This window comes from Blautia sp. HA9023, assembly GCF_056504095.1.
Genome location: NZ_JBWLUR010000001.1, coordinates 87,246 through 110,317 on the forward strand (window position 1 = coordinate 87,246; position 23,072 = coordinate 110,317).

The 23,072-nt window shown below is 45.4% G+C and carries 20 protein-coding genes; 18 read left to right on the forward strand and 2 right to left on the reverse strand.

Annotation, left to right across the window (positions count from 1 at the left end; translation table 11 throughout):
• Window positions 1-4: 4 nt before the first annotated feature.
• Together plsY and AC04Q6_RS00410 are read left to right on the forward strand one after the other, a co-directional pair.
• Window positions 5-652 carry a glycerol-3-phosphate 1-O-acyltransferase PlsY gene (gene plsY, locus AC04Q6_RS00405; RefSeq protein ID WP_118071621.1) on the forward strand — a complete coding sequence of 216 codons (648 nt, stop codon included), beginning with the start codon at window positions 5-7 and terminating at the stop codon, window positions 650-652.
• 12 nt (window positions 653-664) lie between these two features.
• Window positions 665-1,681, forward strand: coding sequence for an NAD(P)H-dependent glycerol-3-phosphate dehydrogenase (locus tag AC04Q6_RS00410; RefSeq protein ID WP_118071622.1), 1,017 nt, complete (start codon window positions 665-667; stop codon window positions 1,679-1,681).
• A 275-nt stretch (window positions 1,682-1,956) separates the two neighbouring features.
• Here the strand turns inward: AC04Q6_RS00410 and AC04Q6_RS00415 are convergent, their stop codons facing one another.
• Entirely contained in the window at window positions 1,957-2,784 is an 828-nt protein-coding gene (locus tag AC04Q6_RS00415) for an aldo/keto reductase (RefSeq protein ID WP_178087518.1), read from the reverse strand.
• Between the two features lie 346 nt (window positions 2,785-3,130).
• On the opposite strand from AC04Q6_RS00415, the gene AC04Q6_RS00420 reads away from it, so the two are divergent.
• The 16 genes from AC04Q6_RS00420 (at window position 3,131) to AC04Q6_RS00495 (ending at window position 20,966) form a co-directional block, all read left to right on the forward strand.
• A complete protein-coding gene (locus tag AC04Q6_RS00420) occupies window positions 3,131-3,523 on the forward strand; it encodes a DUF8180 domain-containing protein (RefSeq protein ID WP_118071623.1) in 393 nt (130 codons plus the stop codon).
• A gap of 65 nt (window positions 3,524-3,588) precedes the next feature.
• Window positions 3,589-3,771 carry a CooT family nickel-binding protein gene (locus AC04Q6_RS00425; protein WP_021975843.1) on the forward strand — a complete coding sequence of 61 codons (183 nt, stop codon included), beginning with the start codon at window positions 3,589-3,591 and terminating at the stop codon, window positions 3,769-3,771.
• Between the two features lie 93 nt (window positions 3,772-3,864).
• Window positions 3,865-4,797, forward strand: coding sequence for a methylenetetrahydrofolate reductase (locus AC04Q6_RS00430; protein ID WP_021975844.1), 933 nt, complete (start codon window positions 3,865-3,867; stop codon window positions 4,795-4,797).
• A gap of 112 nt (window positions 4,798-4,909) precedes the next feature.
• The gene (locus AC04Q6_RS00435; RefSeq protein ID WP_021975845.1) at window positions 4,910-5,680 is read left to right on the forward strand and encodes an ATP-binding protein; all 771 of its coding nucleotides are present in this window, start codon (window positions 4,910-4,912) and stop codon (window positions 5,678-5,680) included.
• Between the two features lie 117 nt (window positions 5,681-5,797).
• A complete protein-coding gene (gene cooS / locus AC04Q6_RS00440; RefSeq protein ID WP_118071624.1) occupies window positions 5,798-7,690 on the forward strand; it encodes an anaerobic carbon-monoxide dehydrogenase catalytic subunit in 1,893 nt (630 codons plus the stop codon).
• 44 nt (window positions 7,691-7,734) lie between these two features.
• Window positions 7,735-8,508 (forward strand): ATP-binding protein, encoded by a 774-nt coding sequence (locus AC04Q6_RS00445; protein WP_015525298.1) that lies wholly within the window; start codon window positions 7,735-7,737, stop codon window positions 8,506-8,508.
• Between the two features lie 17 nt (window positions 8,509-8,525).
• On the forward strand, window positions 8,526-10,655 hold the full coding sequence (gene acsB, locus AC04Q6_RS00450) for an acetyl-CoA decarbonylase/synthase complex subunit alpha/beta (RefSeq protein WP_092072021.1): 2,130 nt from the start codon (window positions 8,526-8,528) through the stop codon (window positions 10,653-10,655).
• Between the two features lie 172 nt (window positions 10,656-10,827).
• Window positions 10,828-11,769, forward strand: coding sequence for an acetyl-CoA decarbonylase/synthase complex subunit delta (gene acsD, locus AC04Q6_RS00455; protein WP_118071625.1), 942 nt, complete (start codon window positions 10,828-10,830; stop codon window positions 11,767-11,769).
• Between the two features lie 21 nt (window positions 11,770-11,790).
• A complete protein-coding gene (gene acsC / locus AC04Q6_RS00460) occupies window positions 11,791-13,137 on the forward strand; it encodes an acetyl-CoA decarbonylase/synthase complex subunit gamma (protein WP_118071626.1) in 1,347 nt (448 codons plus the stop codon).
• Window positions 13,138-13,247: 110 nt separating this feature from the next.
• The gene (gene acsE / locus AC04Q6_RS00465) at window positions 13,248-14,033 is read left to right on the forward strand and encodes a carbon monoxide dehydrogenase/acetyl-CoA synthase methytransferase subunit (RefSeq protein WP_118062497.1); all 786 of its coding nucleotides are present in this window, start codon (window positions 13,248-13,250) and stop codon (window positions 14,031-14,033) included.
• Window positions 14,034-14,181: 148 nt separating this feature from the next.
• Window positions 14,182-16,122 carry a corrinoid activation/regeneration protein AcsV gene (gene acsV, locus AC04Q6_RS00470; protein ID WP_118071627.1) on the forward strand — a complete coding sequence of 647 codons (1,941 nt, stop codon included), beginning with the start codon at window positions 14,182-14,184 and terminating at the stop codon, window positions 16,120-16,122.
• A 27-nt stretch (window positions 16,123-16,149) separates the two neighbouring features.
• Window positions 16,150-16,812: a DUF3786 domain-containing protein gene (locus AC04Q6_RS00475; RefSeq protein ID WP_118062495.1), complete on the forward strand. Its 663-nt coding sequence runs from the start codon at window positions 16,150-16,152 to the stop codon at window positions 16,810-16,812.
• Window positions 16,813-16,902: 90 nt separating this feature from the next.
• Window positions 16,903-18,588: a formate--tetrahydrofolate ligase gene (locus tag AC04Q6_RS00480; protein WP_015525292.1), complete on the forward strand. Its 1,686-nt coding sequence runs from the start codon at window positions 16,903-16,905 to the stop codon at window positions 18,586-18,588.
• Between the two features lie 99 nt (window positions 18,589-18,687).
• Window positions 18,688-19,317, forward strand: coding sequence for a cyclodeaminase/cyclohydrolase family protein (locus AC04Q6_RS00485; RefSeq protein WP_021977714.1), 630 nt, complete (start codon window positions 18,688-18,690; stop codon window positions 19,315-19,317).
• 14 nt (window positions 19,318-19,331) lie between these two features.
• Complete coding sequence (locus tag AC04Q6_RS00490; RefSeq protein ID WP_118062494.1) at window positions 19,332-20,183, forward strand: bifunctional 5,10-methylenetetrahydrofolate dehydrogenase/5,10-methenyltetrahydrofolate cyclohydrolase; 852 nt, start codon at window positions 19,332-19,334, stop codon at window positions 20,181-20,183.
• Window positions 20,184-20,204: 21 nt separating this feature from the next.
• Entirely contained in the window at window positions 20,205-20,966 is a 762-nt protein-coding gene (locus AC04Q6_RS00495) for a glucosaminidase domain-containing protein (RefSeq protein WP_476389423.1), read from the forward strand.
• Window positions 20,967-21,171: 205 nt separating this feature from the next.
• Here the strand turns inward: AC04Q6_RS00495 and AC04Q6_RS00500 are convergent, their stop codons facing one another.
• On the reverse strand, window positions 21,172-22,680 hold the full coding sequence (locus AC04Q6_RS00500) for a 4Fe-4S dicluster domain-containing protein (protein ID WP_021977711.1): 1,509 nt from the start codon (window positions 22,678-22,680) through the stop codon (window positions 21,172-21,174).
• Window positions 22,681-23,072 lie beyond the last annotated feature (392 nt).

Sequence of the window (23,072 nt, forward strand, 5' to 3'; positions counted from 1 at the left end):
AAATATGGAACGTATTATTTGTCTTGTTATCGGTTATGTATGCGGACTTTTTCAGACAGGTTATATTATAGGAAAGCTTCACAAGACAGATATCAGAGAGCATGGAAGCGGAAATGCGGGAACGACCAACGCATTCCGCACTTTCGGAAAAAAGGCGGGAGCGCTTACACTTCTGGGAGACTGCCTGAAGTGTGTGCTTGCCATTGTGATCGTGAGAATGATTTATGGGAACTCCATGAGCGGTATTCTCCCGCTTCTGACGCTTTATGCTGCACTGGGCTGTATTCTGGGACATAATTTCCCAATTTCCATGGAATTTCGCGGTGGAAAAGGAATTGCGGCCTCTGTAGGCATGATCATTGCTTTTGACTGTCGGATTTTTATTGTATGTGCAGTTGTCTTTTTTGTACTGTTTTTTACAACACATTATGTATCTCTCTGTTCCCTCAGTGCCTATGCGGCAGCGTTTATCCTGGTCCTTGTTTTTGGACATATGGGGAAATACGGGATGGATCAGCCACATACAATGGAACTTTATATTGTGATGGCAGTTCTTACGGCAATGGCCTTCTACAGGCACAGGGCAAACATTGTAAGGCTGCTTCACGGAACAGAAAATAAGGTGTTTTTAAGCAGTAAGAATAAAAAATAAGAGGTAAGATTTATGGCGAAAATCAGCGTACTGGGTTCAGGAAGCTGGGGTATGGCTCTGGCGCTCCTGCTGTATAATAACGGCCATGAAGTTCTCCTCTGGTCGGCAAGACCGGAGGATGCCCGTAAACTCCGGGAAAAAAGAGAAAATCCTGACCGGCTTCCAGGTGTACAGATTCCGGAAGACATTGAAATTCTGATAGATCTGGAACGGGCGATTAAAAGTGCTGATGTAACAGTGCTGGCAGTGGCTTCTCCGTACATTCGAAGTACGGCTCATAAAATGGCACCATTTATCAGGAAGGGTCAGAAGATTGTCAATGTTGCAAAAGGTATCGAAGAAAAAACACTGAAAACACTCAGTGACGTAATTGAGGAAGAAATTCCTGAGGGAGATGTGGCAGTTCTTTCAGGTCCAAGTCATGCGGAAGAAGTTGGAAAAGGAATTCCTACGACCTGCGTGGTCAGCGCACGTACAAGGGTGACTGCAGAATATCTTCAGAGTATTTTTATGAGTCCTGTATTCCGCGTGTATACAACGCCGGATATTCTGGGAGTAGAACTTGGGGGAGCACTTAAGAATGTGATTGCACTGGCAGCAGGTACCGCTGACGGATTGGGATATGGAGACAATACAAAAGCAGCTCTGATCACCAGGGGAATCACGGAGATTGCAAGGCTTGGAAAGAAAATGGGAGCACAGATGGAAACGTTTTACGGACTTTCCGGAATTGGTGATCTGATCGTAACCTGTGCGAGCGTACACAGCCGTAATCGAAAAGCCGGATATCTGATCGGTCAGGGATGTACAATGGAACAGGCTATGGATAAGGTACAGATGGTTGTGGAAGGTGTTTATTCCGCAAGAGCCGCAAGAGAACTTGCGGAGAAATATGAAGTGGAGATGCCTATCATAACGGAAGTGAACCGTGTACTTTTTGAGGGAAAATCTGCAGCAGAAGCGGTAATGGATCTGATGTTGCGTGACAAAAAAGTGGAAACACCGATGCTCCCCTGGGAAAATGTATGAGCCAGGTAAATATCCGTCCGTTTCAAATATAGGAAATTCAGTTAGAAAATAAAAAGATATCTGCCGGAAGATCAGTCAGAATCCGGCAGATATCTTTTTTGCGTTATTATAAAAAAAGTCAAGCGGATATTCGCAATCCGCTTCGCTACGTAGCTCTACACCAAATAACTGCTCCGCAGTTTATCAGGAGGAGCTTGCACTCTTCCTGATACAAGCAAGTCCCCACCCACTACTTATTGCTTTTCGCAACCCCGCAGGGGACTTACTTGATTTGGTTAAAATTGAATGTCACGGAGATCTTCCGGAACATGAGAAGTATGCAGATTTTCATTAAGCGTATCAATGATTGCCATGTCCTCATCTTCGATATTAAAATCAAAAATATTTCCGTTACTTCGGATGCGTTCCGGATTGCTGGATTTCGGGATAACGGAAATTCCCTTCTGAACAGCCCAGCGAAGACCTATCTGTGCAGGAGTTCTTGCGTATTTGGTTCCCAGAACACACATGACATCGTTGTCAAAATAGGCGCCTCTTGCCAGAGGGGCATAAGCCTGTACCTGAATACCAAAAGCTTTACAGTATTCGATCAGTTCGGATGGATAACACAGGGGATGACATTCAATCTGATTTACAGCCGGGATAATTCCGGAAATTTTACGGAGCTCTTCCAGATGCCGGATGTCAAAATTGCTGACGCCGATACTCAAAGCACGCCCGGATTCCAGGATTTTTTCCAGTTCTTTCCAGGTGCTCAGGTAGCAGCCAGGAACTGGCCAGTGAATCAGGCAGAGATCAACATAGCTGAGCTTCAAACGGTCAAGACTGCGGGAAAAAGCACCCTGAACATCACCCAGCCGCTGGGCTGTGTTCCAGATCTTGCTGGTGATAAAAAGATCCTTCCGGGGAACACCACATCTGGCGATGGCACGTCCCACACTTTCTTCGTTTTTGTAAACGGATGCGGTATCGATCATGCGGTAGCCGGCAGAGATTGCAGAAGTGATGGCAGCCTCAGCTTGTACGTCGTCGGGCAACTTATATACACCAAGCCCCAGGAGGGGCATTTCTCTGTCGTTATTCAGAAAAACAGTCTCTCTCAAAATAATTCCTCCTTGTTTGTTCTGTTTCCCATGCTTTTGCCATTATAGCACAAAAATATGAAAGAATCACATCAAATATATTACAAAAGTGATAAAGCTTGGTCCGAATTTTAAAGCGGCTATAGGAAATATTATATGGTTTGAAGAAACTAACTTCGTTAAAATCGAGACAATCGAGTTAATTAACTGTCAAAGTTTTTGAAAAATCAGGAAAAATGGCGTATAATTTTGGATATTTTTTATAATAATTTTCTTGATAATAGAGACAAAAAGATGTATAATGAATTTAATTGATAAATTCTTGTCATGAGCGTGTCCGCCCTGCGGATACAGGAAAGGGGTATTTATGCATTTAATCAAAGATGAGAATGGCAACCTTGTTCAGCATGGACATGCGGACAGCCACGAACATACACATGAGCACACTCACGAGGATGGAGTGACTCACAGCCATACACACAGTCATGCAGAAGGAGACAGCCACAGCCATACACACGGCGATGGCCACTGCGGTTCCTGCGAGTCCGGTGACTGCAAGAATGAGACTGTAGCACTTCTTACCTATATGCTGCAGCATAATGAGCATCATGCGGCAGAACTTGACCAGATGGCTGACAACCTTAAGAAACTTAACATGGATGCAGCTGCCAAGACAATCAAGGAAGCAGTATCCGATTTCCAGAAGGGTAATATGAGACTAGGACTTGCCCTTACCCTTGTTAAGGAAGAACTGAAATAAACTGACAGAATGATTTTGACAGCAGAGCGGAAGAACAGAAAACCGCTTATTTGGAGGAATTGATTATGTGTCTTGCAACTGTATATAAAGAAGAAGATAATTCAGTAATTTTTAAAAATGTAAGCCGCATTGATGTGGACGGAAATAAATTGATCCTTCGTGATATCATGGGAGATGAGCGCGTGGTAGAGGGCAGTATTCTCATGGTAGATCTGGCGAACAGTATCGTGAAACTGCAGTGTGACTGATATTACAGCAGTTTTATGGAAATGTGAGCTGAGGGAATGACAGAGATCATTCCTATAAAAATATAATAACACTAAGACGTGGAGGGACGATCAATGAAATTATCTGAAGCAATGAGAGAAAAAATGCTGCTTTCCTTTGAACTTTTTCCACCGAAGACAGAAAAAGGCATGGCAAATCTGCCGGGAACCATTGAACATCTCATGAAGTATAAACCGGAGTATATTTCCTGTACATACGGTGCCGGCGGCGGAAATGTCGGCGCAAACAGAGAAGTATGCCAGATGATCAAGAATGCAGGAACCACTCCTGTAACACACTTCACAGTAATCAAGAATACAAAAGAAGGCATCAAAGAGCAACTGGAACAGTATCTGGCTGAAGGCGTAGACCATATGCTTGCGCTTCGTGGAGATATTCCGCTTGGTGAGACAACAACATGTGGAGACTTCAATTATGCAACCGATCTTGTTAAATTTGTCCGCGATGAATTTGGCGATAAATTTGAGATCGCAGTAGCCGGCTCACCGGAAGGCCATATCGCATGCAGAAGCCTGGATGCGGATATCGCTGTTTTAAGACAGAAACAGGACAATGGCGCTGACTACATTATGACTCAGCTTTGCTGGGATATGGAACAGTTCAAATACTGGCTGGACGCTATCCGTGAGGCTGGTGTGACAATGCCTGTAGATGTTGGAGTAATGCCGATCCTGGATCAGGCAGCTACCATTAACATGGCTCTTTCACGTAATGGCTGTGTGATGGACAGCGAGCTTTGTAGACTGATCTCCAGAAACTGGCTGTTCCCGAATCCGTTCAACGCAAAAGACGCTGACGGTAAACCATTTGACATGTTCTATGAGGACAAGGTTAAACGATTCAAAGAAGAAGGAATCGAATACACCATCAGACAGATCGATGAGTATCGCGCTCTTGGTGTTGACGGTATCCATCTTTATGCATTAAACAAATGGAAAGATGTATCCGAGATCATTGACAGATCCGGACTTCGTACACTTATCTAATCATCAACGAAATAAATAAGAATTCCGGCACGATGCGGAGGTGTCAGAACAGTATCAGGCACCTCCCTTATGCGCCGGCATAACAGATATAAAATCAGGAGGTGCCCGTTTTATGGCACATGTTATTGCAGTCGCCGGAAAAGGCGGCGTTGGAAAAACTACATTATGCGGAATGCTGATCCAGTATCTCTGCGAAAAGAAAAAAGGACCTGTACTGGCTGTAGATGCAGATGCCAATTCAAATCTGAATGAGGTTCTTGGCGTAGAAGTAGATACGACTCTTGGCGATGTCCGCGAGGAGATCGCACATGCTGAGATGACAGAGAAAAGCCCGATCCCCAAAGGAATGTCCAAGGCAGATTATGCGGAGGTACGTTTTGAGGATGCTCTTGCAGAGGAAGATGATTATGATCTTCTTGTAATGGGAAGAACCCAGGGAAAAGGCTGCTATTGCTTTGTAAATGGTCTGCTTCAGGCACAGCTTGCCAAATACCAGAAAAATTATCCGTATATTGTTGTGGATAACGAAGCCGGAATGGAACATATCAGCAGAGGAATCCTTCCGAGCATGGAGACAGCAATTCTTGTAAGTGACTGCTCCAGAAGAGGCGTTCAGGCAGTTGGCAGGATCGCAGAACTTATTAAGGAATGCGATATGAAGCCTTCCAGAGTAGGTCTTATTATCAATCGCGCGCCAAAAGCAGAACTGAATTCAGGAATCCTTGAGGAAATCCGGAATCAGGGACTCGATCTGATCGGTGTGGTACCACAGGATGAGGCAGTTTATGAATATGACTGCGATGGTAAACCAACCGTTACTCTTCCTGAGGATAATCCGATGAGAAAAGCAGCTTTTGAAATTTTTGATAAATTAGGTTTATAATGGAATATAAACCTTTTTTTAAAAAAGAAAATAACCCATGGGTGGGGATGGGTTCCTGCCCTGGGCTTATTATAAAAAGAAAAATAAAAATAGATGTGCTATTAAAGGAGGTCTATAATGAGTGAATTCAAATTAACTACAGTGGAGGAATTTGAAGCCGCTACAGCCCGTCTTCTCGAGACAGGTGCAAAGGTAGGAGCAGATGCATGGCAGATCCGTGCAAAGAACCAGACTCCGCACTGTAAATTCGGTGAGCAGGGTATCTGCTGCCGTATCTGTGCAATGGGACCGTGTCGTATTACACCAAAGGCTCCAAGAGGAATCTGCGGATGTGATGCTCATGGTATCGTAGGAAGAAACTTCCTTAAATTTACAGCCGGTGGTGCAGCTACTCACTCCGATCATGGTCGTGAGATCTGCCATACACTGTACTGTGCAAAAGAGGGCGGAAATTATCAGGTAAAAGATCCTGAGAAACTGCTTCGCATCGCTAAAGAGTGGGGCGTGGAAACAGAAGGCAAGGATATCTATGATCTGGCTCATGAGATGGCTGAGATCGGTCTTATGGAATATGGTAAACCGTTCGGATATCAGAGATTCCTTGACAGAATGCCTGCAGGACAGAAAGAAAAACTGATCGAGAACGAAATCGCACCACGTGCTATCGACCGTGAGGTTGCAAGCTCCCTGCATATGTCTCATATGGGATGTTCATCTCTTCCGGAGGCGCTTGTAAAACAGTCTCTTCGCTGCGGTATGGCTGATGGATGGGGCGGTTCCATGATGGGAACAGAGTTCTCTGATGTATTATTCGGAACTCCGAAGCCACTTGATACAGAGGCTAACCTTGGAGTAATGGTTGAAGAGAACGTAAACATTGTTGTGCACGGACATGATCCGAGTCTTTCTGAGATGATCTGTGAGTATGCAGACAGCAAAGAAATGATCGATTATGCAAAATCTGTAGGAGCAAAAGGAATCACCGTTTCCGGTGTGTGCTGTACTTCTAACGAGGTAGCTATGCGTCGTGGTGTTCCGATGGCTGGTAACTTCCTGCAGCAGGAGAACGTAGTGCTGACAGGTGCCTGCGAGGCGATCGTAGTTGATGTTCAGTGTATCTTCCCTGCATTAGGACCTCTGAGCAAATGTTTCCATACTAAATTTGTTACAACTTCTCCGATCGCTCAGATGCCGGATTCTGAATTTATCAGATTCAACGCTGAAACAGCAGGAGAAAATGCAAAAGCAATCGTTAAGATGGCTATCGATAACTTCAAGAACAGAAAACCTGAGCTTGTACATATCCCGCAGCTGAAACAGAAAGCTACTGTTGGTTACTCAGTAGAAGCAATCGTCAAAGTTCTTGATGGTGTTACAAACTCTCAGGTTGACGTAACAGGAACAACCAAACCATTACTTGAGTGCATCACTTCCGGTGTTATCCGTGGTGCTGTTGCTATGGTTGGATGTAACAATCCTAAGATCCGTCCTGACTATGCACATATCGAACTGATGAAGAAGTGTATCGCAAATGATATCATTATCATCGCTTCCGGATGTTCCGCACAGGCAGCTGCTAAAGCTGGTCTGATGGACAAATCCGCAAGAGATCTCTGCGGTGCAGGTCTGAAACGTGTCTGTGAGCTGGCTGATATCCCACCAGTACTTCATATGGGATCCTGCGTAGATATCTCCCGTATGATGATCCTGGCTGCTGAACTTGCAAAAGATGCAGGACTTCAGATCAATCAGCTTCCTGTAGTAGGATGTGCTCCTGAGTGGATGTCTGAAAAAGCTGTATCCATCGGTAACTACGTAGTTGGTACTGGTATTGATACATTCCTTGGCGTTGATCCATATGTTTCCGGTTCTTCAGAAATGTGCGAGCTTCTTACAGAGGGAACAAGAAAATGGACAGGTGCTGCTTACACAGTAGAGACAGACATCGAGAAATTAGTTGATCTTATGATCGAGAGAATTGAAGAGAAGAGAACAGCATTAGGAATCTAATCCGTTGCGATCTTTAAAATGTTATAAAAGGTGGAAGACGTAAAATGAAAATAGCAGTAACCGGTAAAGGCGGAGTAGGAAAGACAACTTTCGCAGCAACACTTGCAAGACTATACGCAGATGAGGGAAAAAAAGTCCTTGCGGCGGATGTGGATCCGGATGCGAACCTGGGTCTTGCCCTTGGATTTGACGAGGAAACCTTGGATTCTATTGTTCCAATCTCAAAAATGCGTAAGCTCATAGAAGAACGCACCGGAGCCAACAGCCAGAATCAGTTTTATAAACTGAACCCAAAGGTAGACGATATTCCGGATACTTATGGAAAAACCTGTAATGGCGTAAAGCTGCTTGTCCTTGGAACTGTGGAAACAGGTGGAGGCGGATGCGTCTGTCCTGAACATGTGATGCTTAAAAGAGTGATCAATAACCTTGTGATCCACAGAGATGATGTGGTGATCATGGATATGGAGGCCGGCCTGGAACATCTGGGCCGGGGCACCACGGAGAGCATGGATGAATTTATTGTAGTGATCGAACCAGGGGCAAGAAGTGTACAGACATATAAGAATGTTAAACGTCTTGCAAAGGATCTGGGAGTTTCTCAGGTTAAGGTCGTGGCCAATAAGGTAAGAAATCCGGAGGATGAGGAATTTATCCGGAGTAAGATCCCGGCAGAGGATCTGCTTGGAATGATCCACTACAATACAGAAGTTATAGATGCTGATCGTCAGGGAAAATCTCCCTACGATTTTAGTGAAACTGTAACAGCTGAAATCAGAAAAATCAAAGACAAAATTGATCAGAATTCAATTCTGTAAAAATAGGAGGTATTACAGTGACTTTATTTGATAGAGTATTCGGCGGAAACGATGCTGTATATGGTTTAACAGAGGGTGCTATTGACGGCGCGATCGCTCAGTATGGCGAAGACAAAGCTGTCAGCTTCCCGAATACCGCTTACAGCCTTCCTTGCTACTATGCTGTAACAGGAACAAAAGTTACAACATTAAAAGAATTAAAAGAAGCTCTTGGCGTTGTAAAAACACTTATGACAAGAGAGAAAAGACTGAACGATGCATTCATGTCCGGTGTTGCTACAGCACTCTGCGCAGAGTTCATCGAGGTTCTGAAATATATCGACGGAGCAACTCCTTACGAAGAGCCATGCTATGGACATCTTGGTGATGCTGTTATCCGTGAGCTCGGTGTACCGCTTGTAACAGGCGATATCCCAGGCGTTGCTGTTATCCTTGGTGCGGCTCCTACTACAGAAGAGGGTGTTGCTCTTGTAAAGAGCTATCAGGCACAGGGTATCCTGGTAACACTTGTTGGCGGAATCATTGATCAGGTTGCAGAAGCCGGAATGAAGACAGGTGCCAACGTTCGTGTTATTCCTCTTGGAAAAGATGTTACATCTGTTGTTCATGTAGTTTCCGTTGCGATCCGTGCAGCTCTGATCTTCGGTAACGTAACACCTGGAGATGCAGGAACACTTATGAAATACACAATGGATCGTGTACCGGCATTTGTTAACGCATTCAAACCTCTGGATGATGTGATCGTAGCATGCGGTGCAGGCGCTATCGCACTTGGATTCCCGGTTGTTACAAATGAGACAGAGAATATCTTCCGTGTACCGAAGAGCCTTATCGTTCAGGAGGACGTAAGCAAATTTAACGCTACTTCTCTTGAGGCGCGTGATATTAAGATCAAGATCACAAATATTGATATTCCGGTTGCTTTCGCATCTGCATTCGAGGGTGAGATCATCCGTCGTAAAGATATGCAGGTTGAGTTCGATGGCTCCCGTGTAGACTGTGCAGAGCTTGTACAGACCTGCGATGCTTCTGAGATCGAGGATCACAAGATCACAGTAATCGGACCTGAAGTAGATGAGATGGAATTCGGCAGCAAGAACAGCATTGCATATGTTGTTAAAGTTGCAGGTAAGAATATGCAGTCTGACTTTGAGCCGGTTATCGAGCGTAAATTCCACAACTATATCAACTGTATCGAGGGTGTATACCATACAGGACAGCGTGATATGCAGCGTATCCGTATCAGCATTGATGCATTTAATGCAGGCTTCAGAATCAAACATATCGGTGAGGTTCTTTATGCATCTGTTAAGAATGAGTTCGATGCGGTTGTTGATAAATGTGAGGTTGTTATCTATACAGATCCTGCTGAGTGTACAAGAATCCGTCATGAGGTTGCAATTCCGATCTTTGACAAACGTGATGAGCGTCTTGATACTCTGACAGATGAGTCTGTTGACGTATATTATAGCTGTATCCTTTGCCAGGCATTCGCACCAAGCCACGTATGTGTAGTAACACCTGAGAGACTTGGTCTTTGCGGTGCGGTTTCATGGCTGGATGCAAAAGCTACACATCAGCTTGACCCAGCTGGCCCTTGCCAGATCATCACAAAAGAGCGTCCGATCGATGAGAATCTTGGTTCTTATGAGGACGTTGATGAGGCAGTTCAGAAATTCTCCCAGGGTGCTCTGGAGCACGTTACACTGTACTCCATCATGCAGGATCCGATGACTTCCTGCGGATGCTTCGAGTGTATCTGTGGTATCGAGCCATTCTCCAACGGTGTTGTTATTGCTAACCGTGAGTATGCAGGCATGACACCACTTGGAATGACATTCCCTGAGATGGCATCCATGACAGGTGGTGGAGTTCAGACACCTGGATTCATGGGACATGGTAAACATTTCATTTCCTCCAAGAAGTTCATGAAGGCTGAGGGCGGTATCGAGCGTATCGTATGGATGCCAAAAGAACTGAAAGAATTCGTAGCTGACAGACTTAATAAGACTGCAAAAGAGCTTTACGGAATCGATAACTTTACAGACATGATCGGTGATGAGACGATCGCAGAAGATCCAGAGACACTGGTTGCATTCCTTACAGAAAAAGGACATCCGGCTCTCGGACTTGATCCGATGATGTAATTTATCCGGGAGAAAGGATGTGCGGACATCCTTTCTCTTGTAAACTGTTAAAAAGTTTGTTGATTTTTTAACAGAAATATAGTGCTGCATCTTGCCAATAACTGGTGCTATGTAGTATAATATAAGAAGCTCTGTAGTTTTTAATTATTATTTTTAAGGAGGCTAACGAAAAATGCCGTTTAATCAGAAACCACAAAAGTTCAATGCAAAGATTAATGCTGTCACAATCGGAAGCGGAGATAAGACTGTGACAATTGGTGGGGATTGTACATTCCCATTTTATTCCTTTGACGCAGAGTCAGAGAACTGCCCGAAGATCGGTGTAGAGATCTCTGATATGGGTCTTGAGGGCGTATCTGAAGGTATCAAAGCTTACTATGAAGGCGCTACTACAATGGCTGACATTGCTAAGAAAGCTGCAGCTATGGAGGGTGCTGACTTTGTTGCACTTATTCTTGAGGGCGGCGACCCGAACGGTGTTAACAAATCTATCGATGAGCTGATCGCAGTTGTTAAAGAAGTTGCAGATGCAGTTGACTGTCCACTGGTTGTAGAGGGCTGCAAGAATGTTGAGAAGGATGCAGAGCTCCTTCCGAAGGTTGCAGAGGCTCTTCAGGGCAGAAACGCACTGATCCTTTCCGAGAAAGAGGAGAACTACAAAGCAATCGGTGCAGCAGCAGGTCTTGCTTATAATCAGATCGTAGGCGCTGAGTCTGCCGTTGATATCAACCTTGCTAAACAGCTTAACGTTGTTACTACACAGCTTGGTGTAGATGCTAAGAAGATCGTTATGAATATCGGTAGTGCAGCAGTTGGTTATGGATATGAGTACGTAGTATCTACTATGGACCGTATCAAAGGTGCCGCTTTAGGCCAGGATGATAACATGCTGCAGATGCCTATTATTACACCTGTATCCGCAGAGACATGGAATGTTAAAGAGGCTATGGCTTCCGAGGCTGACATGCCGGCATGGGGACCACAGGACGAGCGTGGAATCGACATGGAAGTTGAGACAGCAGCAGCTGATCTTGCAGCTGGTTCTGATGCAGTTATCTTAAGACATCCGGAATCCGTTAAGACAATTTCCAAGCTGATCAAAGCACTTGCGTAATAAATAGGAGGATAAAGAGCTATGGCACTGAATGGTATTCAGATCTTTAAATTAACACCAAAGAAAAACTGTAAGGAATGTGGATGCCCTACATGTATGGCTTTCTCTATGAAAGTTGCACAGGGCGCTATGAAAATTGAGCAGTGTCCTCATATGTCCGAGGATGCATTAGCATCTCTTTCTGAGGCAACTGCACCGCCAATGAAAACTATCAAGATCGGAACAGGCGACGGAGAGTTTACACTTGGTGGAGAGACTGTTCTTTTCAGACATGAGAAGACATTCGTAAGCAAAACAAGATATGCCGTATCACTTTGCACATGCATGAGTGATGAAGAAGTAGAAGCTAAACTTGCAGAGATCCCACAGGTTGATTACGACCGTATCGGTGAGAGAATGCATGTAGAGCTTGTATATGTAAACTGCGATGAGAATGCAGATGCTGCAAAATTCACAGCACTTGTAGAGAAGGCGAAAGGCCTTGGAAGAACACTGATCCTTGGCTGTACAGATCCTGAAATCGCAAAAGCTGCCCTTGAAGTATGTAAGGACGGCAAACCGGTTCTTAACGGAGCAAACGCTTCCAACTATGAGGCAATGAGCAAAGTTGCTACAGATGCAGGCGTAGTTCTTGGTGTATCCGGTAAGGACATCAACGAGTTATATGATACTACAGCAGCTATCGAGAAACTTGGAAACAAGAATCTCGTACTTGACACAACAGGAGCTGACATCAAAGAGACTTTTGCAAACACTGTACAGGTTCGTCGTGCAGCTCTTAAGAATCAGGACAGAACATTTGGTTATCCTTCCATCGTTAACCTTGTTAAACTTGCGAAGGGTGACAAACATTTACAGGCAGCACTTGCTTCCATGTTTACTATGAAATATGGTTCCATCATCGTTATGGAGCAGATGACATATGCAGAGGCACTTCCGCTGTTCGGACTTCGTCAGAACGTATTTACAGACCCGCAGAAGCCAATGAAGGTAGAGCCGGGCATCTATCCTCTGAACGGAGCAGACGAGAATTCTCTCGTTGTAACAACAGTAGACTTTGCTCTTACATACTTCGTAGTATCTGGCGAGCTGGAGCGTTCCGGCGTTCCGCTTAACCTGGTAATCAATGATGCAGGCGGACTTTCCGTACTGACATCCTGGGCAGCCGGTAAATTCTCCGGAAACAGCATCTCCGAGTACATCAAAGAGAATGTTGAGCCGAAGGTTAAATGCAGAAGACTGGTTATTCCTGGTAAAGTAGCAGTTCTTAAGGGAGACCTTGAGGCTAAGCTTCCTGGATGGGAGATCATCGTAGGACCAAGAGAAGCAGTACAGCTTGTGAAATTCTTAAAAGACCTTGACGCATAATCTTAAGGTTTGAGAAATCAGCTGTCCGGCAATGCCGCCGACAGTTATAAGAGGCTGTGCAGGGTTGCTGCACAGCCATATCCTACTAATATGTAAAGGAGAACACGAGTATGGCAAAATTTGTAACAATTGGGGAGAGACTTTCAACAACAGCACCGGCAGTAAACAAAGCATTTACTGAGAGAGATCCTGAGCCGATCATCAAAAGAGCGAAACAGCAGCTTGATGCAGGTGCTACATATCTTGATGTAAATATCGGACCGGCTGAGAACGATGGCGAGGATCTTATGAAATGGGCAGTACAGCTCCTTCAGTCCGAGTTTGACAACGTTCCGCTTGCTCTGGATACAACAAACCAGAAAGCAATCGAGGCTGGTATTTCTGTATACAACAGAAGCAAAGGTAAACCGATCGTAAACTCTGCAGATGCTGGTGACAGAATTTCCAATATTGATCTCGCAGCAGCTAACGATGCGATCTGTATCGCACTTTGCTCTTCCGGTATGGTTGCAGCAGACAACGACGAGCGTATGATGCACTGCCAGAACATGCTTGAGAGAGGTCTTGGCCTTGGTATGGAAGCAGAGGATCTCTGGTTTGATCCGCTTTTCCTTGTTGTAAAAGGAATGCAGGACAAACAGATGGAAGTTCTTGAGGCAATCAAGATGTTCTCCGAGATGGGTCTGAACTCCACAGGTGGTCTTTCCAACAACAGTAACGGTATGCCAAAACATATCCGTCCGATCATGGACTCTGCTCTTGTAGCTATGGCTATGATGAATGGTCTTACATCTGCAATCGTTAACCCTAACGACCTTCGTCTTATGGAGACAATCAAATCCTGTGACGTATTCAAGGGTAACACACTTTACGCAGATTCTTACCTTGAGATCTAATTTGGCGTGTGAACAAAACAGGAGCGCTGTTTCAGAGGCTGGGGGCTTCGGCCTTCAGCCTCTTTTTTACTAATATAGTTTAGTCTAACTCCCAACGCCACAGGTGGAAGACGAATAACTTTTACGAGGCGAGAAAGGTGGTTGCCGAATGTTTAAGGTGACTTTTGCTTTTGAAAATGGCAGTACGGTAGAAGCATTTGCCAATGCGGGGGATAATTTACTGGAGGTTGCTCGTAGTGCCAATGTGGCTATCGATGCACCATGTTCCGGAAACGGAGCCTGTGGAAAATGTCGGGTACAGTTAAAAAGCGGAGAACTGGACTCAAAGAAAACTCTTCATATTTCGGATGAAGAATATGGCGCAGGTTGGCGTCTGGCCTGTATGAGCAAGATCAGTGCAGATGTGGAGGTTCTTGTTCCGGATATTGCATCCGCATATAAGAGCCGAATGAAAGTGGCTGATTTGAGCTCAAAAGAAGAAATCGCTATTTTTGAAAATGCCAAGCATGAAGTTGAGATGGCTGGCATAGAACTTACAAACAGTCTTGATGTTGTGGAACTTCAGATGGATATTCCATCACTGGATGATACCATGCCGGATAATGAAAGACTGACCCGTGCACTTCAGAAGTTTATGAACCTGAAGCGTGTCAGAATTCCGTATGCGGTGCTTAAGAAGCTTCCAGATGTACTTCGTGAGAGTAAATTTTCTGTGAAGTGCGTGGTTCGTACAGCACCAAATGACATGTATGTTTATGATATTTTTGACAGTAAGAAAGATGTTGTGATCGGTGGTCTTGCTGTAGATATCGGTACCACAACCGTTTCGGCAGTCCTGATCAATATGGAAACAGGAGAGATCCTGGCCAAGAGTTCTTCCGGAAACGGACAGATTCGTTTTGGTGCGGATGTTATCAACCGTATCATCGAGTCTCAGAAACCTGGTGGAAAGAAGAAACTTCAGGACGCGGTGATCAAAGAGACCATTAACCCGATGATCCATGAGATGTGCCGAAGCATTCATTTTCCGGAAGAGCAGATCTACCGGATGTGTGTTGCTTCTAATACAACCATGAATCATCTGTTTGCAGGGATCAATGCGGATCCGCTTCGTATGGAACCGTATATTCCTACGTTTTTCAAAACAAATTCCTTGTTTGCATCGGATGTGGGAATTGAGATCAATCCGGATGCACATATTATCATGGCTCCGAATATCGGAAGCTATGTAGGTGGAGATATCACTGCCGGTACACTGGTAAGTATGATCTGGAACAGACCGGAATTTTCTCTGTTTATCGACCTTGGTACTAACGGAGAGCTTGTGTTCGGTAATTCCGATTTCATGATGAGCTGTGCATGTTCCGCTGGTCCTGCCTTTGAGGGTGGAGACATCAGTTGCGGTATGCGTGCTACAGACGGTGCCATTGAGGCATGTACCATTGATAAAGAGACCATGGAGCCGACGTATAAGGTTGTAGGAGATCCTGGAACCAAACCGGTAGGACTTTGTGGTTCCGGTATCATTGATGTGATCAGTGAACTCTTTATGACAGGAATCATCAATCCGAAGGGCAAATTTGTCCGCGAGGGCAAGAGAGTCCGTCACGATCAGTATGGCATGGGAAGCTATGTGATCGCATTTGAGGATGAAGCAGGCTCTGTTAAGGATGTAGAGATCACAGAGGTAGATATTGATAACTTTATCCGTGCAAAAGGTGCTATTTTTTCAGCAATCCGTACCATGTTGAATTCTCTTGACTTCGATGTTTCCATGATCGACGATGTATACGTTGCCGGTGGAATCGGAAGTGGAATCAATATGGCCAATGCAGTGCATATCGGAATGTTCCCGGATATTCCTCTTGAGAAGTTCCATTACATTGGAAACTCTTCTCTTACAGGTGCTTATCTGATGCTTCATTCCACATCAGCAGAGAAGAAAACTTATGAGCTGGCTTCCAATATGACTTATCTGGAACTTTCCACAGTTCCTACGTATATGGACGAGTTTGTAGGTGCATGCTTTATTCCGCATACGGATACACATCTGTTTCCGTCTGTTATGGAAGAACAGCAGAAGAGATAATACAGACTAAAATGGCAGAGGTAAAACATGGCTTTTAGTATAAATGACCTGAATTATGAAAAAGACAGCAAGGAAAGGATGCCCTGGGAACATTATACAGAAGAGTTCCAGAAAGCAGACCCGGCAGAGATTGCCGGGAGGCTTTCTATTCCCTATGATGAAGAGACAAAACAGCTGACTCTGAAATTTCTGGGAACGGTGTATCATATTTCCTGGCCGGATTTTCAGGTAACTCATGAGAAAGATGATATGGGATTTTATCCGTTGGAAGAAATGATCTATGCGAAGATCCTTACCATACGTTTCCTGCTGAATGGAAATAATTCCCAGGGAAGCGGAAGATTTAAGACCTACAGGGAAATGCCCTGGGGGGAGGTATATCTCCGTCAGTTTGATGGCAGATGTATCAAGCGTCTGGCCTTTACCTATGGAAACAGACTGAAGGATTTTAAGGGGATCATGGAGCACATCCATGCAGCTCCTGTAGATCATGGCGATATTGCCTATCAGGTGGAGATATTCCCCGGATATCTGATCCAGATGATCCTGTGGGAGGGTGATGAGGAATTTCCACCTTCTTCACAGATATTGTTTTCCGATAATTTTCCGGTTTCCTTTGCAGCTGAGGACATGGCTGTGATGGGAGACGTTATCATCGGATCTCTGAAGGCGTTTTTGAAATGTCTTTAAAAAAGTTAAGAACAGGATGGGACCTGTTTTTATAGAAATGCAGTTTTAAGGGATTAAAAACTGTAAAAATACCTAAAGGGAGGTAACATTATGGGATTTAAAAGTGACATCGAAATTGCACAGGAGTGCGAAATGCTTCCAATCACACAGATTGCAGAGAAGGCAGGTATTGATGACAAATATCTGGAGCAGTACGGAAAGTACAAAGCAAAAATTGATTACAATCTGTTAAAAGAGAGTGACAAGAAAGATGGTAAGCTGATCCTCGTAACAGCTATCAACCCGACACCAGCAGGAGAGGGAAAAACAACAACAACCGTTGGTCTTGCAGATGCAATGCAGAAAATGGGCAAAAAAGTAATGGTAGCTCTTCGTGAGCCATCCCTCGGACCGGTATTCGGTGTAAAAGGTGGTGCAGCAGGCGGCGGTTACGCACAGGTAGTTCCGATGGAGGATATCAACCTTCACTTTACCGGTGACTTCCATGCGATCGGTGCGGCAAACAACCTTCTTGCAGCAATGATCGACAACCATATCTTCCAGGGTAATGACCTGAACATTGACCCGAGAAAGATCACATGGAGACGTTGCGTGGACATGAACGACCGTCAGCTTCGTAATGTAGTAGATGGTCTTGGCGGAAGAACAAACGGTATGCCACGTGAAGACGGATACGACATTACAGTTGCATCTGAGATCATGGCAGTTCTCTGTCTTGCAAGCGACATCAAAGACCTGAAAGAGAGACTTTCCAGAATCATCATCGGATACACCTATGGTAAAGTTTCCGAGCAGAAACCGGTAACAGCTGGTGATCTTCATGCAGAGGGTGCTATGACAGCACTTCTGAAAGATGCCCTGAAACCAAACCTTGTACAGACACTGGAGCATGTTCCGGCAATCGTTCACGGCGGACCATTCGCAAACATCGCTCATGGATGTAACTCCGTAACAGCTACAAAGATGGCTATGAAACTTGCTGATTATGCCATCACAGAGGCTGGATTCGGTGCTGACCTTGGTGCTGAGAAATTCCTTGACATCAAGTGCCGTATGGCAGGCCTTCATCCAAGCGCAGTTGTTATCGTAGCTACTGTTCGTGCACTGAAATACAACGGTGGTGTTCCGAAGGCAGATCTGAACAACGAGAACCTTGAGGCTCTTGAGAAAGGTCTTCCAAACCTTCTGAAACATGTAAGCAATATCAAGAATGTATACAAACTTCCATGTGTAGTTGCTATCAATGCATTCCCGACCGATACCAAGGCAGAGCTTGACCTGGTTGAGGCAAAATGTAAAGAGCTTGGCGTTAACGTTGCACTTTCCGAGGTATGGGCAAAAGGCGGCGAAGGCGGCATGAAGCTTGCTGAGGAAGTGATCCGTCTTGTTGAGGAGCCGAATGACTTCACATATGCTTATGAGCTTGAGGGATCTATCGAGGATAAACTGAATAACATCGTACAGAAAGTTTACGGTGGTAAGAAAGTTGTTCTTACAGCAAATGCTCAGAAACAGGCAAAACAGCTGGAAGCTCTTGGATTTGGCAACTGCCCGATCTGTGTAGCTAAGACACAGTACAGTCTGACAGATGATCAGACAAAACTTGGCGCACCGACAGACTTTGAGGTAACAGTACGTAACCTGAAGATTTCCGCAGGTGCAGGATTCATCGTTGCCCTGACAGGTGAGATCATGACTATGCCAGGTCTCCCGAAAGTTCCGGCAGCAACCAAGATCGATGTAGATGAGACAGGTAAGATCACAGGCCTCTTCTAATCGGAACATAAGATCAAAAACTACCGGAGGGGGCTTTTTATAAAAGCCCCCAATGGGCTCTAAAGAGTGCTAAAATAAGAATATAAGGAGGAGAGTCCTATGGGATTTTCTACCAGTACATGTACTGAATTTGTTGAGGTATTAAGCTCCAAGGCACCGGTTCCTGGCGGCGGCGGCGCTTCTGCTCTTGTAGGTGCGGTTGGTACAGCTCTTGGAAACATGGTTGGAAGCCTTACTGTTGGCAAGAAAAAATATGCAGATGTTGAGGACGAGATGTGGGAGCTGAAAAAGAAATGTGATCAGCTTCAGAAAGATTTCCTTCATCTGATCGAGAGAGACGCAGAAGTATTTGAGCCTCTTTCCAAAGCTTACGGAATGCCAAGAGAGACAGAGGAAGAAAAAGCAGAGAAAGCCCGCGTTATGGAGGCTGCTCTGAAAGAAGCCTGCTCTGTTCCGATGGAGATCATGGAGAAATGCTGTGAGGCCATTGAACTTATCGTTGAGTTCGGCGCAAAAGGTTCCAAGCTTGCGATCAGTGATGCTGGCGTAGGTGCTGCATTCTGCAAAGCTGCTCTTAAGGGAGCAAGCCTGAATGTATACATCAATACAAAGTCTATGGCAGATCGTGCGTATGCAGAGGAATTAAACAAAAAAGCAGACGCTATGCTTGAGAAATATACAAAGATCGCAGACGAGACATTTGACAGTGTTCTCGGAAGACTGAAATAGGAGGAACCAGACAAATGGCAAAGCAGTTATTAGGTAAAGAAGTAACAGCAGCTCTTAACGAGAAGATCAAAGCTAACGTTGCAGAGCTTCAGGCAAAAGGTGTAAATCCTACACTTTGCATTATCCGTGTTGGTGAGAATCCAAGCGATATTTCCTATGAGAGAGGAGCAACCAAACGTTGCGAGACTCTTGGGGTTGCATGTGAGAAGATTCTTCTTCCGGAGGACGTTTCCCAGGATGAGCTTCTTGCAACTATCGATAAAGTAAACAAAGATGACAAGATCCACGGCGTTCTTCTGTTCCGTCCGCTTCCGAAACATCTGGATCAGGCAGTGATCGAGAATGCTCTTGCAGCAGAAAAAGACGTTGACTGTATGACAGATCTTTCCATGTCCGGTGTATTCACAGGCAAAAAGATCGGATTCCCGCCATGTACACCACAGGCATGCATGGAGATCCTGGATCATTACGGAATCGACTGCACAGGCAAAAAAGCTGTTGTGATCGGAAGAAGCCTTGTAGTTGGTAAACCAGCTGCAATGATGCTTGTTAAGAAAAATGCGACAGTTACTATCTGCCACACAAGAACCGTTGATATGCCATCCGTTGCAAAAGAGGCTGACATTGTTATCGTTGCAGCTGGCCGTGCTGGTGTTGTTGGTGCTGATTATGTCAGAGAGGGACAGACAATCATCGATGTTGGTATCAATGTAAACGCTGAGGGTAAACTTTGCGGTGATGTTGATTATGCGGCAGTTGAGCCGATCGTTGATGCGATTACACCGGTTCCTGGTGGAGTTGGAAGTGTTACAACTTCTGTTCTTGTAGGTCATGTAGTTGAAGCTGCAATGAGAAAAGCGCAGTAATAAAGGATTGATTATTTAGATATGTACAGATTCCGAAATCGTTTTTGTTTACGGATGATGGTGCTTGCAGGCGTTCTGGTGTTCGGAACGCCTGCAGGTGTTTTGGCAGAGGATGTGGATCATTCCATGGAGGGGCAGATCTCGAAGCCGCAGTCATCCGGAGAGAATAATGCAGATGGTTTTGTGGATGATTCCACAGATAATACTTATGGATATTATACGATCATGGGGTGTACCACAGTGGATGTGGAGGATATGGTGGCGCAGTATGAGGCGCAGAATGTGGAGTATCCTTCGGATGTCCTGACAGAGGGTGGTGCACCGGATATTGATTCGTTTTGCACGATTGTGATAGAGGAGGCGGATGCGGAGGGTGTCCGTGGAGAAGTTGTTTATGAGCAGGCGATGCTTGAGACTGGATGGCTGCAGTTTGGCGGGGATGCCAGCGCGGGGCAGTTTAATTTTTCCGGGCTTGGGACTACGGGTGGAGGCGTTGCCGGAAATTCTTTTCCGGATGTAAGGACCGGGATCCGGGCGCAGGTGCAGCATCTGAAGGCTTATGCCTCATCAGAGGATCTGAACCAGGCCTGTGTGGATAACCGCTTTCAATATGTTGCCCGGGAGAGTGCTCCTTATGTGGAATGGCTGGGGATTCAGGAGAATCCTTATGGAGGTGGCTGGGCTGCCGGGAGGAGTTATGGATATAAGCTTCGGAGCCTTCTGGCGGGTCTGAAAGGTGAGGAGTATGCCTGGCCGGAGAGCACGGAGACGGTGGAGAGGTAGTGGCGGACAGTAGTGGCGGAGGGGTTGGCCGTGGTAGGCTGTCTGGCTATACGGTAGGATGTGGATGAGGGACGGAGGCGGGCTTTGCCCTGTCCTGGTTGATAAAAATGGAGATGTAACCTTGAGGTTTAATTAAGGTTGCATCTCCGTTTTTGGTTTCGTATAAAATATTTCTGGGAATTATCTGGAAAAATATTTCGATATATTAGTTCAGTTCCAGGTTTTCAAGTTCCTGTGAGGGAAGCTTGGGTTCTGAGGTGTCTACGTATTTTTTGAGGGCTTTGGAGGTTTTGGCGAAGCCGGCGTTGGTTCCGGCGCCGCCGATGCAGCCTCCTGGGCAGGCCATGCCTTCGATCATGCAGTTTTTGATTTTGCCGGCTTTGGCGAGGGTGAGGACTTTTTTGCATTCGGCAAGGCTTTCTGCGTGTTCGATGTGTACGGGTACATCGGGGTAGTATTCTTTCAGGCAGTTTTCGATGGCTCCGGCTACGCCGCCTGCGATGGCGTATCCTCTTCCTGCTGCGGTTGCGGCCTGGGTTTCTTCCGGGAGTTCTTCGCAGGTGGATGGGGTGATATTTTTGGCATCAAAGAGACCCCAGAGTTCTTCGAAGGTGATTACGAAGTCTACGTCACTTCTCACGGAATGGCGCATAGCTTCCAGTTTTTTGGAGGCGCATGGTCCGATGAAGACTACTTTGGCGTTAGGGTGTTCTTTTTTTACAATGCGGGCGGTTGCTACCATCGGGGTCAGCTCCTGGGAGATGTTGTCGATCATGGCCGGGAAGTATTTCTTTGCCATGACGGACCAGGACGGGCAGCAGGAGGTGAGGAGGAACGGAAGATTGCCAGTGGCTACTTCTTTTGCGTAGTGGTGTGCTTCAGAGATGCAGCCGATGTCTGCGCCCAGTGCTACCTCATAAATGTTTGAGAAGCCCAGCTGTTTAAGGGCGGAGCGGAATTTGCCCGGGGTGACGTCTTCGCCGAACTGGTTGATGTAGGCGGGAGCGATTTCTGCAATGATCTCGGTTCCTTCGCGAAGGGCGTGGGACAGCTGGAAAATCTGGGATTTGTCGGAGATGGCTCCGAATGGGCAGCTGACCATGCACATGCCACAGGATACGCATTTGTCCTGATTGATGGATGCGCGTCCCTGTTCGTCGCTTTCGATGGCTTTTACGCCGCAGGCGCGTTCGCAGGGGCGTTCTTTGTGGGCGATGGCGTCGTAGGGACAGACGGATTTGCATCTTCCGCAGTGGATGCATTTATCCTGGTCGATAAAGGATTTGCCGTCTACCATGGAGATGGCGCCTTTGGGGCAGGTGAGCATACAGGGATGTGCGACGCAGCCGCGGCACATGTTGCTGACTTCGTATTTGTTGGATTCGCATGCGGAACATGCAGATGGGATTACCTGCATAAGAGGTGGTTCGTAATATTTCTCGTCAATGTTGCTGGCTTTTACTCCGTCGGTCAGATGGACGGAACGGTTCTCCGGACGGAGAGAAAGGCCCATGGCCAGGCGGACACGTTCGCTTGCAACAGCTCTTTCGCGGTAGATACTTTCACGGTATTTCGCACGTTCTTCTACGATGTTGTAGGGAATGGATTCAATATCGTGGATCAGGGATTCGTCCGTGGATTCAAATCCGATCTTCGCAATTTCTGTAAAAATCTTTCTTCGGATCTGTTTAACTGGTGTGTCGAGATTTCGCATAGAGTTTCTCCTTTTCAAAATAAGATTAATAAAATGTTTTCCACGCACTTTTCTTTCATATTAAAGTAAATGAGAAATAAAATCAATAACAGGAAATGTTTTTTACCGGGAACATAAAGTAAATTTGTTCCTTTATTATCATAACTGTTAAAAATTGAACATTTTTTGGAGAAAATAGACACAAAACCAGTAAGCTATTGTAAACTTTTCAATATATTCTGAAAAAACCGAAAAAAGCACTTGTGGAAAATGACGATATAAGTTATAATTAAAAGCACAAAAATAGTGCAAAATAATGGTTTGCATAAACGCGCGGCACTGACAAAGTGTTAGAGTATCAACCTGTAATGGGAGCAGGCTGATCAAGTGGAAAATCTATGAGAAACAAGGAG